Genomic DNA, 14,762 nt, shown 5'->3' on the forward strand with positions numbered 1-14,762 from the left:
GCAGTAATTAATTTTGACTTATTTTTTTGAAGAATTATATTCCTGAACCAATTTTAAAGTATGGTTCAGAGAGTTTATACTGGTCCAGCATTCATGTCCTGGAATAATAAATTTTGGATTTTTACACTTTGTCTGTACTTTTTTAATGGATCCCTCCCATTCTTTTGTATCAGCATCGCCTAAATAACCTAAATCTTCCGCTTCGGCACTTTTTACAAAACAGCCTCCGTAGAGTATTTTTTCTTTTTCAAACCAAGCTACAATATTGTCTGGCGCGTGTCCTTTTCCTGGATAAAAAACTTCAAATTTATATTGTCCTACTTTAAAGACAGTATCATTTGGAAGTATAAATTGCGCTCTTGGTTCTTTCTTTTCTTTTAAGATATTGTCAGTGAGTTTTATTGTGTAAGTTTTAATTCCCTTTTTTCTATAAAAATCAAAACCTCCAGAGCGATCATCATGCGAATGTGTTCCAAAAAGCATTACAACCTCTTTATTATGCCTTGCTTTTATACTGTCTAACAAAGGCTGAAACTGCGTTTTATCCCAAGGCGCGTCAAATAAAACAACACCTTTGTTGGTTACAAGATACATCGCATTTGCAGAAATAAGATTTCCTTTATAATCACTAAAAGTCTTATAAACATAAAAGTCACCCGTAAGATGACTTATTTGTAATGGCGAGTTCTTAGATTGTCCGAAACTATTTGATAGTATCGCAAAGAATAAAATTATCGATGCTAATTTTCGCATTAGTATTTAAAGTTAATTTTTTACTCTTGTCCAATATTGCGTTCTTCCCATAATTGAAACGCCAACATAACCGCGTAATTTCAATTTATCTCCAGACTCTAAAGTAATATAACATTTGTATTTTTTACCGCTCGTTGGATCCAGAATTGTTCCTCCGTTATATTCAGAACCGTCTTTTTTAAGACCATTCATAATTACCATTCCTAAAATTGGTTTATTTTTTTCTGCACCATCACATTTTGCACAAACATCTTTTTTATGACTATCGCGGAGTATATCTACAACTTTACCGTAAATTTTTCCAGATTTCTCGTAAATCTCTACCACAGATTTTGCTTCACCAGTTTCATCATCAATAGTTTTCCATTTTCCAATTACACTTTGGCTTTGCATGGTCAGTGCAAATAAAAACATTCCGATAGTCAGCGTCAAATTTTTCATACTTCTTTATTTTTTTTTTGTTTTAATTTTCTGATAGATGCGTTCAGTTCGAACCCCAAAAGCAAAATCATACAGTTTATCCAAATATAAAACATTAGGATCAATAATGTCCCAATAGAACCATAAAGTTCGTTATATTTTGAGAATTTTATAACCCAAATCCCAAAAAAGAACGAAGATATAACAAATAAAACAGTTGTAAATACAGAACCTATGCTTATAAAAGATACTTTATTATATTGTTTTGTACCATAACGCAATAATATTGAAGATGTTATCAAAATCATTAAAACAACAAATAAATATCTTCCTAAGATGATCAGCGGAATTCGATCACTTAGTACATCTTGGATAATTGTTTTTTGAATAAAGACCTCAAAAACGACAATTGTTGCCACAGTTACAAACAATATTATGGTCATTACTAACGAAATTGCCAATGCAACCAAATATTGTCTAAAAAAACCTCGTTTATCAAAAACGTGTTTGGACGATTCAAAACCACTCAAAATTCCGTTAATACCATTTGCCATCAAAAAAATAGAAAGCAAAAAACCCGAAGATAACAACCCAGAATGACTATTATTTAAAATATCGCTGATGATTTTACTAATCGCATCAAAGGTATTTGGCGGTACACTCTGCTGCACAAATTGTAAAAAATCATCTTGAAAATTGTCTATCGGAATAAACGGAATTAAGTTTAATATGAATAAAGCAAAAGGAAACAACGCCATAAAAAAGCTGAACGAAACAGCGCTGGCATGATACGAAAATGCACCTTCAAGAATTCCTAAAGTATACATTTCCAACAAATCATACAGCGAAAAGCCTTCCAGCCAAGGCAATTTTATTCTTTTAAAGACTCGGGCAAGAGAACGCACCACAGGGAGTTTCTCAATCCGTTCTTCTATCTCTTTAGACATATATTTTTGATTTTAGATTGTTGAGTTTAGTCCCGAAGCTATCGGGATGATTTAATACAAACTCATAACTTATACCTCAAAACTCTTAACTTCCTAAAATGCTTTCAAACTCAAATCCATATTATAAACTGAATGCGTTAAAGCTCCAGATGAAATATAATTTACGCCGCACAAAGCATATTCGCGAATCGTTTTTTCATTGATATTTCCTGAAGATTCTGTCTGACATTTTGTTCCAATTAATTGAACAGCAGTTTTGGTATCTTCGTAATTAAAATTATCGATCAAAATTCTGTGAACACCATCGCTTAAAAGAATTTCACGAATTTCATCTAAGTTTCGGGCTTCAACAATAATCTTCAAATCGAGATTATTTTCTTTTAAAAACTCTTTTGTTTTTTTAATCGCCAATGTAATGCCACCTGCAAAATCGATATGATTATCTTTTAACATTACCATATCATAAAGCGCAAAACGATGGTTCTCACCTCCTCCAATTTTTACCGCCCATTTTTCTGCTGCTCTAAAATTTGGCGTTGTTTTACGAGTGTCTAATATTTTCGCCCCAGTTCCTTCCAATAATTGTGTATACTGATTCGTTTTTGTGGCAATTGCAGACATACGCTGCATAGTATTCAAAACCACTCTTTCTGCCTTTAAAATAGACTGTGAACTTCCAGAAACCTCAAAAACAACTTCGCCGTATTCTACGTGAGTTCCATCTTCAATATATGTTTTCACTTTAAGTTTCGGATCAACATATTCAAAAATCATGCGAGCCAAAGCCACACCGGCAATAATTCCCTGATCTTTAACCAATAATTTTGCTTGTCCGTGAGCTGTATCTGGAATACAAGCCAATGAACTGTAATCGCCTGTGCCCACATCTTCGCGTATTGCATTGGTAATCAACAATTGTAATTCGGCTTGAAATTGTGCTTCGCTTATCATCTTTTTTAATTTTATGAATTGCTAAATTAGGATATATTTTATGGATTTGAAAGTTTCATTTATGCGAAAAGTTTCTTATTAACTTAAATTTATATTTTGAAATCTAGAAAAACATATATTTTTTAAAACACATTGAAACATAGCTTTTAAAAATTAAAAAAAGGCGCTTCACTTGCATCAATGCACATAGTTGAACGTCAAAACTATGTGCTAAAATCTAGATTTTTTCTCAATTCTTCACTGTAACAAATAAAAATTCTATGTTTCTATGTGTTTAAAATTTTCATCCAAAATCTACTTCAACAATTAAAAAACATTAAATATCTTTGAGGTTCATTCAAACAAAATTATGGGATTAATTAAAGATATATACTCGGTTTCTTTTTACGAAAAATTTGGTCAAGCTGTCGCCGAAGTGTATCCTTCATTCGATAAACAAAAATTCATAGAAACCATTTACGAAGGCGATTTTGCTCAAAAAGAATGGAAAGAACGCATGAAACATACAACCGTTGTTTTTCATCAGTTTATGCCTCAAAACTTTCCTGAAGCTGTTGTTTTAATAGACAAAATCATTGAAAATCTTAGAAAAAACAATTTTGCAGACAGCAATCTGGCTTTCATATTTTTTGCCGATTATATCGAAATGTACGGTTTAGACGATTTTGAAACTTCGGCGAAAGCCTTTGTTTCTATAACACAGTTTATAAGCTGTGAATTTGCTGTTCGTCCGTTTATTTTAAAATATAAAGAAAAAATGATCGACGAAATGATTAAATGGTCTTTGCACAAAAATCATCACGTTCGAAGATTAGCGAGCGAAGGTTCACGTCCGAGATTACCGTGGGCAATGGCGATTCCGTTTCTTAAAAAAGATCCAAGTTCCATTCTTCCAATTTTAGAAAACCTAAAAAATGATCCTTCTGAATATGTGCGAAGAAGTGTTGCCAATAATCTAAATGATATTGTGAAAGATAATCCAGAAATTGTTTTAGAAATCGCAAAAAGATGGAAAGGCCACACTAAAGAAACTGACGGAATCATCAAACATGGCTGCAGAACTTTATTGAAACAAGGGCATCCTGAAATTTTAAGTCATTATGGTTTAGAAAGCACCAATATTGAACTTTCTTCTTTTGAAATCAAAACGCCGACGGTTAAAATTGGAGATTATCTGCAGTTTCATTTTCATTTAAATAATAAAAATAAAGAACCGAAAACAATTCGCTTAGAATATGCTGTTCATTACAAAAAAGCAAAAGGACATTTAGCTAAAAAAGTCTTCAAAATCAGTGAGAAAATTTATCATCCAAATCAATTAACGAAAATTGAAAGAAATCAGTCTTTTAAATTAATTACGACGCGTGTTTTTCATACTGGAATTCATCAATTATCGATTATCATTAATGGAACGGAAAGTGAAGTTTTGGAATTTGAATTGATTGATTAATTCCAATATCAAATTTTTCAATGCTCCAGCGGAGCATAATATTTATAGAAAGAACAATTCGCCTCATTAAGAAAAGCTCCGGAGGAGCGATATATTTATAGAAAATTACCAAATCATTACCAAAAGCTCCAGCGAAGCGACATATATTTCGCTCCGCTTGAGCTTTAGATTGCGTATAATTATTGTTTCTATAAATATTTCGTCCCGCTGGGACTTCTAAACTTAAATTTAATCTTGGCTATAAAATAACCTCAACGATTTTTCTTATTTTTATAAATCAAAAAACACCTTTTCTTAATCTAAATTAAGTTACAGACAAGCATCACAACTGTAATTTTGTTTCAACTAAAAAATACCACATGTCAAATATCAGTTTAATTATCGAAGAACGCGCCGCCAATATTGGCAACTTTATGGTAGGTCGTTTATTGCCTTTCCGTGAAAAAAGAGCCGTTGGGCCATTTGTTTTTATTGATCATATGGGGCCAGCACATTTAAGTGACCATGAAAATATGGACGTTCCTCCGCATCCGCATATCGGACTTTCTACGCTTACCTTTTTGTTTGAAGGAAGCATTATGCACCGCGATAGTTTGGGAACTGAATTGGAAATAAAACCAGGCGCAGTTAACTGGATGACAGCCGGAAAAGGAATCGTACACTCTGAAAGAACACCAGAATATTTAAGACATTCTGACAAAATGCTTCACGGATTACAGATTTGGGTCGCACTTCCTAAAGAATTGGAACAAATGGAACCTAATTTTACCCATGTTGAAGCAGATGATATTCCGGCTTGGGAAGAAGACGGCGTTTCTTATAAATTGATTGCCGGCGAAGCTTTTGGCAAGAAATCGCCAGTTCCTGTTTATAGTCCGCTTTATTTTATCGAAATCAAAAGCAAAGAAGCTAAAAAAATCAATATTGGAAAACATTTATTTGGCGAAAGCGGTTGGTATATTTTAGAAGGAAGTATCAAAAACGGTGAACATCTTTATGATCCGAGACAAATTTTAATTACAACTGAAGCTTCTCTTTGTGAGTTTGAAATTTCTGAAAATTCGACCGTTTATATTTTTGGAGGACAGCCGTTTCCTGAAGAACATTTTATCTTTTGGAACTTCGTTTCTTCTGATAAAGAGCTAATCGAAAAAGCAAAAAGAGACTGGACAGCGCAGACTTTCCCAAAAGTTCCAGGCGAAACAGAATTTGTTCCATTACCAGAACCAAGAATTAAATAATTATGGATACTGTTTCAGCAAAAATAGATACGCGTTTGTATCGTACCGAAATAAAATCAGCAAGTGATAATATTTTAATTTCTGATGAACCACAGGAATTGGGCGGTAAAAATTTAGGTTTAAATCCGACTGAACTTTTAGCTGCATCATTGGCTTCCTGCACCGTAATTACTTTGCGAATGTACATTAACCGAAAACAATGGAATGTTGAAGAGATCAATGTAAAAATAGATTTTGAAAGAGATTCTGAACGAAGTGTATCCGTTTTTACAAGGAAAATAGAAGTAATCGGTGATGTTGATGAAACGCAGAGACAACGTTTAGAAACGATCGCAAACAGCTGTCCTATTCATAAAACATTGACGCACACAATCGAAATAAAAACGACTTTAATCTAAAAAATATAATGGAAATTCAACAAATAAACGATACTAAAAAAGGCTATTTTGAAGCTGTAGAAGACGGAAAAGAAGCCGGGAAAATGACTTACACTTGGGCGGGAGATTCACAATTCATCATTGACCACACAGAAGTAAGTCCAGATTTCAACGGAAAAGGTGTCGGTAAAAAAATGCTTATGGCAGCGGTAGATTTTGCTAGAAAAAATAATGTAAAGATTATTCCTCTTTGTCCTTTCGCGAAAAGCGTTTTTGATAAGGTAGAGGAAATACGTGATGTACTTTCTTAAAGGTGCTAAGATTCTGAGATACTAAGTTTCAAAGTTTTTTTAAACCGCAATGCACGCAAATGATTACGCAATGTTCGCAAGTTTTTTTGACAAAGCTTTGCGAACTTTGCGTTTATACTAAGCCCGGCATGTCATAAAACCTTGCGTTCTTTGCGGTAAAAAAAATACGTTTTCAAATTTTCGCAGAAAGTCGTATATTTGCGCGTAATTTAAACTTAATGTATGACAAGGATAATTACGCTTTTCTGTATTTTTATAGCACAAATCGGCTTTTCTCAATCGGCTGAAAGTTATTTAGAAAAAATCAGAAATAATGAAGCGCTCTTAACAGCTTTTTTTCAACAAATGCCAAAAGGAGGCGATTTACACCACCATTTTTCAGGATCCGTTTATGCAGAACCGCTTTTAGAAAGAGCGATTGCAGAAGACTTTTATGTAAATATTGAAACTTTAGGAGTTTCTAAAACAAAACCTTCAAACGGTAATTGGCAGACTTTTTCTTCTCTAAAAAACCAAGGTAAATTAGACTTTTACCAACAACAAATAATGCAGACTTGGTCGGTTAAAGATTATAATGGTTCTGTACCTTCTGATGATCAATTCTTTGATTCTTTTATGAAATTTGAACCTACAATTGCTGGTCACTTTGCTGAGGGAATGTTGGAATTAAAAAAACGCGCTATTGCAGAAAACGTAAGTTATATTGAAACACAATTATCAACGATTCCATGTGATATGAATGTTTCTGATTTAGCCGATTTCAATACAAAATTGCGTCAGGCTTCGGCTCAAAAAGACGAAAAAGCGGTTTTCAAACTTTTAGATGAATTGTATAAAGCACTTCAGAAGAAAGATGCTAAAAAATATGCCGAAGATTTCAATACTAATTTCTTAGCAAAACTTCATAAAGATTTAAAAATTGATGACGAGCGTTTTACAATGCGTTATCAAAACTTTGTGCTTCGTTTTATGGAACCAGTAGATTTGTTTAAAAACCTGACGATTGCTTTTATTTCGTCAAGCGAAAGCAAATTAACTGCAGGTGTAAATATCGTTTCTCCAGAACATGGCGAAAATTCGATGAAAGATTACTGGCTTCATATGGTGATGTTTAAATACTGTCATTCTAAGTTTCCAGACGTAAAATATACCCTTCACGCTGGCGAATTAACTTTAGGTTTGGTACAGCCAGAAGAACTGACTTGGCACATTAACGATGCGATTTATATTGCCGGAGCTAATAGAATTGGTCACGGAGTTGACATGGCATACGAGGCAAACTCTTATGATTTATTGCGTTATATGTCTAAAAATAATATTCCGATTGAGATTAATTTAGTGAGTAACGAATTCATTTTGAAAGTAAAAGAAAACAGGCATCCGTTTACACTTTATAAAGAATTTAATGTTCCAATTGTAATCAGCACCGATGATGCGGGAATTTTAAGAACCAATATGACAGAACAATATGTTTTATTAGCAAAAAGATATCCTGATGTGAATTACGAAACGATTAAAAAATACGTTTATAACAGCATCAATTACAGTTTTATTCAAGATGCATCAGTTAAAAAACAATTACTGAAAGATTTAGACAATCGTTTTAAAACGTTTGAAGCTAATTTTTCTAAAAATTAATTCTGCTAATCTGTGCGAAGATTGCACGCTCCCGATAGCTATCGGGATCACAGATTTAAGCTGATGAACGCAGATTTTTTCATCAAAACTAAAAATAAAATCTGCGAGAGAATCAATCTCATAGATTTTAATAGTAAATCAAAAATAAATCTGCTAAATCTGCGTGAAAATAATCTCTCGCAGATTTAGCAGATCTGGCAGATAAAAATATATAATTATGATTCTAGAAGCAGTATTTCTATATGTAAAACCTGAATTGGCACATGAATTTGAAACTGATTTTGCGAAAGCAAGCCAATACATCTCATCAATTGATGGTTATTTAAGGCACCGGTTAGAAAAATGTCTTGAAATCGAAAACAAATATCTTTTATTGGTTGAATGGAATACTTTAGAAGATCATACAATTGGGTTTAGAACTTCTGAAGCCTATTTGGAATGGAAAAAGATTTTACATCATTATTACGAACCGTTTCCAATTGTAGAACATTTTGAAACGGTTTTTGAAAATCAAAAAAATAATTAAACTTTACTTTGACTAAAAAAATTAAACACATAGAAACATAGATTTTTTTTGCTTGTGTTTAAGATTAAAGAAAAAGCTAGCTTTCACACATAGCTATGTGCATTTCTGTAAGTGAAACGCCTTTTTATAGCCAAAGAAGAACTATGTCTCTATGTGTTAAAAATATTTTTAAAATTTAATTCGTGCTAATTCGTGCAATTAGTGGCATAAGAATATGAATATCAAACTCATCGCCATTGGCAAAACAGACAATAAATCGCTTCAAACTTTGATTGACGATTATACAAAACGTTTGTCATTTTACATCAAATTTGATCTGGAAATTATTCCCGATATCAAAAATGTGAAAAATTTATCCGAAAGTCAGCAAAAAGAAAAAGAAGGCGAATTAATTTTGGCTAAACTTTCTGCTACAGATCAATTAATTTTATTAGATGAAAACGGAAAAAACTTCTCCAGCGTTGGTTTTTCTGAGGAATTGCAGAAGAAAATGAATTCTGGCGTAAAGACACTAGTTTTCGTTATTGGCGGACCTTACGGATTTTCTGAAACAGTTTATAAAAAAGCGCAGGGAAAAGTTTCGCTTTCGCTAATGACGTTTTCACATCAAATGGTGCGTTTGTTTTTTATAGAACAACTCTACCGCGGATTTACGATTTTGAGAAACGAACCTTATCATCATCAATAAATTTTTGTTTCAGGTTTCAAGTTTAAGCCGCAAAGACACGAAGACTCAAAGTTTATATATGAGTTTAGAGGATAAATTCTACTGGAAGCCTATCTAGATTATAAGTTACGTCTTTTTGCAATAAAATTTTATACTGAATATACTCTTCGTAACTCATATTTTTATCAAATACAAATACTAAATCAGGTACTTTTTGAAATTTTATACTATAAAACTGCTTTAGTATTTCTGATATTTTTATTTCCTGATTTCCCATAAAAACCTGTTTTTTTCCTTTCGCAAAGTAAACCACGAAATTCCCTTTCTCAGGTCTGTCCATTTTATAAAACACTTTCGTAAAAGGTACAAAAGCTAAATTCTTTCCGACAGAATCGGCATAAGAATAATAATTTTCGGCATTTTCGTTTTTATGAGCGCTGTCTCCGCGTTTCTTTTCCTGTAATTTTATTACTTCGGGAATTAACACTCTTAACGGCAAGCGTTTATCGATATTAAAAATCCAGTTTGTGGAAATAATACTGTTTTTTCTATTCACGTCTGCGATTGTATCTTTTCCGACTTTAAAGAAAATGTAAATTGACGAATGATCCTTAACATCTTTTACGATTGTTACGTTTGATTTTGGTAATAAAACGTCTTGTTTCTTTTCACAGGAGAAAAGTAATAGAGCGATAATTATAGTAAAGTATTTCATTATATTTATTTTTAAACAGAGAATTAGCACACAGTTTGTCATTCCGAGGAACGAGGAATCTCCACAAGAAACTCCGTCTAGAAATTCATCAATCTTTGTCGAGCTACTCGTGAAGATTCCTCGTTCCTCGGAATGACAAAACTGGCGACTATAAATTTATTTTATTAAACAAAGTAACACATTCCACAGCTTCTTTTACATCATGAACACGAAGAATTTTGGCTCCTTTTGTTAACGCAATTGTATTTAAAAATGTTGTTCCATTTAAAGCTTCTTGCGGTATTGTATTTAATGTTTTATAAATCATAGATTTTCTAGAAATTCCTGCTAAAACAGGTAATTCTAAAACATTAAAAAGTTCCATTTTCTGCATGACTTCAAAATTCTGATCGGTTGTTTTGGCAAAACCGAAACCTGGATCTAGAATTAAATCGTTGATTCCTAAACTTCTTGCTTTTTTTACTTTCTCTGAGAAATAAAAAAGCATTTCTTTTATAATATCATCATATTGCGTTAAACTCTGCATTGTCTGCGGATTCCCACGCATGTGCATCATAATATATGGGACGTTATATTTCGCGATAACTTCAAACATTTTATTATCCAATTCGCCTGCAGCAATATCATTAATAATCCCTGCGCCGTTTTCTATACTTGCTTTTGCAACCTCAGCTCTAAAAGTATCAATTGACAATAATGTTTCAGGAAAATGCTTTAAAATCAATTCAATTGCAGGAACAATTCTCTCAATTTCTTCTTGTTCCGAAACAAATTCGGCGCTTGGCTTGCTCGAGTACGCGCCTATATCAATAAAATCAGCACCTTCGGCAAGCATTTTTTCTACTTGCGAAAGGATCTCAGACTCGTTTTTATATTTTCCGCCGTCGAAAAAAGAATTTGGAGTTACATTTAAAATCCCCATTACTTTCGGAATTTCCAAATCGATCAAACGGCCTTTGCAATTAATAAACATTTTTGTTTTACGTTTTATTTGTTTCAAGTTTCAGGTTCAGCATTAACAATTTGTTTGAAAAAAACTTGAAACAAAGAAAACCTGAAACTTGAAACTATTTAATATAATCCCTATTTTTGAAGAAATTTTAGCAAATATACAGCATATAAATGAAGAATACTTCTCAAGAATTTGATAATGTAATTGAGGTTTGCAGAACCTTGTTTATTAACAAAATGACCGATTACGGCAGTGCATGGCGTATTTTAAGACTGCCTTCGCTTACCGATCAGATTTTCATAAAAGCGCAAAGAATCAGAAGTTTACAGGAAAACGAAGTTCGAAAAGTTGATGAAGACGAAAAAGGCGAATTTATCGGAATCATCAATTATTCGATTATGGCTTTGATTCAGTTAGAATTAGGTGTTGTTGAACAACCCGATCTGGATGTGGAAAAAGCGACTGAATTATATGATGCTAAAGTAAAACAGACTAAAGAACTAATGGAAGCCAAAAACCACGACTACGGAGAAGCGTGGCGTGATATGCGTGTAAGTTCTTTAACCGATTTGATCTTGCAGAAAATCCTTCGCGTTAAGCAGATTGAAGATAATAAAGGAAAAACAATCGTTTCTGAAGGTATTGACGCAAATTATCAGGATATGATTAATTATTCTGTTTTTGCCCTAATTCTAAATCCAATTACTAAATAAAATTTCAAATTTTAAATTCCAAATTCCAATTCAAAACTTGGAATTTGGAATTTGATTTTTGGGATTTAACCCAATTCTATACAACATGAAAAACTTCATTACCCAATTCTCCCGATTATTTGTCGGCGTACTTTTTATCATTTCTGGATTAATAAAACTGAATGATCCTGTTGGTTTCTCTTATAAACTAGCAGAATATTTTAGCGAACCAGTTTTTAACATGCCATTTTTAGAGCCTTTGGCTTTGGGATTAGCAATTTTTCTAGTGATTTTAGAAGTTGTTTTGGGTGTAATGCTTTTGGTTGGCTATAAATCTAAACTTACGATTTGGGCCTTATTATTATTGATTGTTTTCTTTACGTTCCTTACCTTCTACTCTGCTTATTTTGATGTAGTAAAAGATTGTGGCTGTTTCGGAGACGCTTTACACTTAACACCTTGGCAGTCATTCACAAAAGACGTTGTTCTGCTTTTCTTTATTTTGATTTTATTCATTAATAAAAAATTAGTTAAACCTTTATTTTCAAAAGCTGTAACCAATATTCTTACTTTAATCAGTATCGTTTTATGTGTCTTTATGGCGGTTTGGGTTTTAAATCATAATCCAATTAAAGACTTCCGTCCGTTTAAAGTTGGAAATAACATTGAGAAAGGAATGGAAATTCCAGAAGGAGCTCCAAAATCAGTTGTTGAAATGATTTTTATTTACAAAGTAAACGGAGTTGATAAAGAATTCACTGAAAAAGATTTGATGAATATTCCCGAAGGCGCTGTTTTTGTTGACAGAAAAGACAAGGTAATTACAGAAGGTTATGTTCCGCCAATTCACGACTTTACAATGACAAAAGACGATTCTGATTATAAAGAAGAATTACTAAAAGAACCAAAATTACTTGTTTTTGTTACTTACGATTTAACAAAATCAAATCCAGAAGGAATGCAGAAACTAGCAAAAGTAAGTCAGGATGCTAAAGCAAAAGGCTATAAAGTAATTGCTATGACCGCTTCTGGAGCTGATGAAATTGCAAAAGCTAAAAAACAATACAATTTAGACACCGATTTTTATTTCTGCGATGCAACAACTTTAAAAACTATCGAAAGAGCAAATCCTAGTATTGTAGTACTGCACAAAGGAACAGTTGTTCAAAAAGTACACTATAATGACGTTGATGATTTGAAATTATCTGATGTTGCGTATGGAATCTAGTATTAAAAGCAAAAAAACTGTTTTAAAATCAAAAATTAAGACTAATAAAAAATTAGATAATTTACAAATTATAGAATCAGACAAACAAGAAGAAGTCAATAAACTCATCTTTAAATTGAGCATATAATTTTACCTTACTATAAATAGACAAAGTCCACATAAGTTGGACTTTTTTTGTGGCAAAAAAACAGTAATAAACAATCACATGAGATCGTATATTTCACAAAATGAACAATTGAAAATTATGATTTAAATATCTTTTATCAGACGATTTTTTTCGATAAAAAAATATTACAGACAAAAATTGAACCTTTTTTTTCCACCTTCAAAAATGGTCTTTTCAAAAATTAACCAATTTTCAATCTACTATTACGATTTCATACGTCTTTTTTTAACCCAAAATCTTCGTTTTGTTACAAAACACAAGACTCTTCAAATTTTGTTAATCCGCATTTAGCATTCAATTTGTTTGTTTAACTTTGTGAATTCGGTATCTAACAAAAAATTATTATAATTTACCATATGAAACAAATTGCTTTAATTGTAATTGCATTTATTACATTTTCATGTTCTCAGGCTCAAAAAACTGCTTTTTCTAAAGAAGCGTTGTCTGAAAAACTTTTAGGAACTGATGATAGTCAGACTACTTTCAAAAACATTTTAAAAAAATATAAAGGAAAAACTTTGGTAATCGAAGTTTGGGCTTCTTGGTGTGGTGACTGTGTAAAAGCAATGCCAAAATTAAAAGAACTTCAGGCTAACAACCCAACCGTTTCTTACTTATTCCTTTCTGCAGATAAAACAGCTGAAAAATGGAAAGCAGGAATTGAGAAACACGAATTAAAAGGTGATCATTTTATGATGAACGACGGTATGAAAGGTGTTTTTGGAAAAGCAATCGACTTAGATTGGATTCCGAGATACATTATCATTGATAAAACAGGAAAAATTGTTTTATACCGTGCTATCGAAACTGATTTTGATAAAATCAATGAAACTTTACAAGGTTTAAAATAATTTTCAATATCACTGAAAATAAAACTTCAAAAACAAAAAATTAAAAGAATAATAAAAACTACCAAAATGAGAAAAAAGATTGTTGCAGGAAACTGGAAAATGCATAAAAATGCTGCACAGACTGAGGAATTATTAAACGAGTTAATTGCTAAAATACCAGCACAGACAAATGCACAAGTTATTGTGGCTCCAACATTTGTAAATTTACAAGCTGCTGTTGCTAAAGTAAAAAACACAACTATCGGTGTTGCTGCTCAAAATGTTCACCAAGCTGAAGGCGGTGCTTTTACAGGAGAAATTTCTGCAGATATGTTAACAAGCATTGGTGTTAACACTGTAATTTTAGGTCACTCTGAGCGTAGAGCTATTTTTCAAGAAACTGACGCTTTAATCGCAAATAAAGTTGACACTGCTTTAAAACATGACATGACTGTTATTTTCTGTTTTGGAGAAGAATTAAAAGACCGTCAATCTGATAATCATTTCAATATTGTTGAAAACCAATTGCGCGATGGTGTTTTCCATATTGCAAAAGAATCTTGGTCTAAAATCGTATTAGCTTATGAGCCAGTTTGGGCTATCGGAACTGGAGAAACTGCTTCGCCAGAGCAAGCTCAAGAAATGCACGAATTTATTAGAGAAACTATCCGTAAAGCTTTTGGAGCTGAAATCGCTGATGAAGTTTCAATTTTATACGGTGGTTCTGTAAAACCAGAAAATGCTAAAGAAATCTTCTCTAAACCAGACGTAGACGGTGGTTTAATTGGAGGTGCGGCTTTAAAAGCTGATGATTTCTTAGCTATTGTTACAGCTATCTAATTTTTAGATCCTTATAAAAACAAAAAGCGACACATTAAAGTGTCGCTTTTTTTATGTT

Annotated in this window: 17 protein-coding genes; 11 read left to right on the forward strand and 6 right to left on the reverse strand. The window is 32.4% G+C overall.

What is annotated here, in order from left to right; translation table 11 throughout:
- Nucleotides 1–18: 18 nt before the first annotated feature.
- From bla-B1-FLAV to nadC, 4 genes are all read right to left on the reverse strand, one after another.
- Nucleotides 19–753: a subclass B1 metallo-beta-lactamase gene (gene bla-B1-FLAV / locus ACFSC2_RS23780; RefSeq protein ID WP_379813590.1), complete on the reverse strand. Its 735-nt coding sequence runs from the start codon at nt 751–753 to the stop codon at nt 19–21.
- A gap of 12 nt (nt 754–765) precedes the next feature.
- Complete coding sequence (locus ACFSC2_RS23785) at nt 766–1,194, reverse strand: DUF2147 domain-containing protein (protein ID WP_379813591.1); 429 nt, start codon at nt 1,192–1,194, stop codon at nt 766–768.
- A complete protein-coding gene (locus ACFSC2_RS23790; protein ID WP_379813592.1) occupies nt 1,191–2,120 on the reverse strand; it encodes a YihY/virulence factor BrkB family protein in 930 nt (309 codons plus the stop codon). The genes ACFSC2_RS23785 and ACFSC2_RS23790 overlap by 4 nt, the downstream gene beginning before the upstream one ends.
- A gap of 93 nt (nt 2,121–2,213) precedes the next feature.
- Nucleotides 2,214–3,071, reverse strand: coding sequence for a carboxylating nicotinate-nucleotide diphosphorylase (nadC, locus tag ACFSC2_RS23795; RefSeq protein WP_379813593.1), 858 nt, complete (start codon nt 3,069–3,071; stop codon nt 2,214–2,216).
- A 349-nt stretch (nt 3,072–3,420) separates the two neighbouring features.
- On the opposite strand from nadC, the gene ACFSC2_RS23800 reads away from it, so the two are divergent.
- The 7 genes from ACFSC2_RS23800 to rlmH all read left to right on the forward strand — a co-directional run bounded on the left by ACFSC2_RS23800 (nt 3,421) and on the right by rlmH (nt 9,302).
- On the forward strand, nt 3,421–4,521 hold the full coding sequence (locus ACFSC2_RS23800; protein ID WP_379813594.1) for a DNA alkylation repair protein: 1,101 nt from the start codon (nt 3,421–3,423) through the stop codon (nt 4,519–4,521).
- A 359-nt stretch (nt 4,522–4,880) separates the two neighbouring features.
- Nucleotides 4,881–5,762 (forward strand): pirin family protein, encoded by an 882-nt coding sequence (locus ACFSC2_RS23805; RefSeq protein WP_379813595.1) that lies wholly within the window; start codon nt 4,881–4,883, stop codon nt 5,760–5,762.
- Nucleotides 5,763–5,764: 2 nt separating this feature from the next.
- Entirely contained in the window at nt 5,765–6,160 is a 396-nt protein-coding gene (locus ACFSC2_RS23810; RefSeq protein ID WP_379813596.1) for an OsmC family protein, read from the forward strand.
- A gap of 8 nt (nt 6,161–6,168) precedes the next feature.
- Nucleotides 6,169–6,450 carry a GNAT family N-acetyltransferase gene (locus ACFSC2_RS23815; RefSeq protein WP_379813598.1) on the forward strand — a complete coding sequence of 94 codons (282 nt, stop codon included), beginning with the start codon at nt 6,169–6,171 and terminating at the stop codon, nt 6,448–6,450.
- Between the two features lie 222 nt (nt 6,451–6,672).
- Nucleotides 6,673–8,088 (forward strand): adenosine deaminase, encoded by a 1,416-nt coding sequence (locus ACFSC2_RS23820; protein WP_379813599.1) that lies wholly within the window; start codon nt 6,673–6,675, stop codon nt 8,086–8,088.
- 217 nt (nt 8,089–8,305) lie between these two features.
- A complete protein-coding gene (locus ACFSC2_RS23825; RefSeq protein ID WP_379813601.1) occupies nt 8,306–8,614 on the forward strand; it encodes an antibiotic biosynthesis monooxygenase family protein in 309 nt (102 codons plus the stop codon).
- Between the two features lie 214 nt (nt 8,615–8,828).
- Complete coding sequence (gene rlmH, locus ACFSC2_RS23830) at nt 8,829–9,302, forward strand: 23S rRNA (pseudouridine(1915)-N(3))-methyltransferase RlmH (protein ID WP_115886756.1); 474 nt, start codon at nt 8,829–8,831, stop codon at nt 9,300–9,302.
- A gap of 64 nt (nt 9,303–9,366) precedes the next feature.
- Here the strand turns inward: rlmH and ACFSC2_RS23835 are convergent, their stop codons facing one another.
- Together ACFSC2_RS23835 and folP are read right to left on the reverse strand one after the other, a co-directional pair.
- Nucleotides 9,367–9,996, reverse strand: coding sequence for a hypothetical protein (locus tag ACFSC2_RS23835; RefSeq protein ID WP_379813602.1), 630 nt, complete (start codon nt 9,994–9,996; stop codon nt 9,367–9,369).
- A gap of 148 nt (nt 9,997–10,144) precedes the next feature.
- The gene (gene folP / locus ACFSC2_RS23840) at nt 10,145–10,969 is read right to left on the reverse strand and encodes a dihydropteroate synthase (RefSeq protein WP_379813603.1); all 825 of its coding nucleotides are present in this window, start codon (nt 10,967–10,969) and stop codon (nt 10,145–10,147) included.
- Nucleotides 10,970–11,118: 149 nt separating this feature from the next.
- Between folP and ACFSC2_RS23845 the strand changes: the two genes are divergently transcribed.
- The 4 genes from ACFSC2_RS23845 (at nt 11,119) to tpiA (ending at nt 14,704) form a co-directional block, all read left to right on the forward strand.
- Nucleotides 11,119–11,661: a DUF1599 domain-containing protein gene (locus tag ACFSC2_RS23845; RefSeq protein ID WP_379813604.1), complete on the forward strand. Its 543-nt coding sequence runs from the start codon at nt 11,119–11,121 to the stop codon at nt 11,659–11,661.
- 85 nt (nt 11,662–11,746) lie between these two features.
- Nucleotides 11,747–12,868: a BT_3928 family protein gene (locus ACFSC2_RS23850; RefSeq protein ID WP_379813606.1), complete on the forward strand. Its 1,122-nt coding sequence runs from the start codon at nt 11,747–11,749 to the stop codon at nt 12,866–12,868.
- Nucleotides 12,869–13,390: 522 nt separating this feature from the next.
- A complete protein-coding gene (locus ACFSC2_RS23855; RefSeq protein WP_379813607.1) occupies nt 13,391–13,885 on the forward strand; it encodes a TlpA family protein disulfide reductase in 495 nt (164 codons plus the stop codon).
- 66 nt (nt 13,886–13,951) lie between these two features.
- Nucleotides 13,952–14,704 carry a triose-phosphate isomerase gene (gene tpiA, locus ACFSC2_RS23860; RefSeq protein WP_379813608.1) on the forward strand — a complete coding sequence of 251 codons (753 nt, stop codon included), beginning with the start codon at nt 13,952–13,954 and terminating at the stop codon, nt 14,702–14,704.
- Nucleotides 14,705–14,762 lie beyond the last annotated feature (58 nt).

The organism is Flavobacterium artemisiae (genome assembly GCF_042678225.1).
GTDB lineage: Bacteria > Bacteroidota > Bacteroidia > Flavobacteriales > Flavobacteriaceae > Flavobacterium > Flavobacterium artemisiae.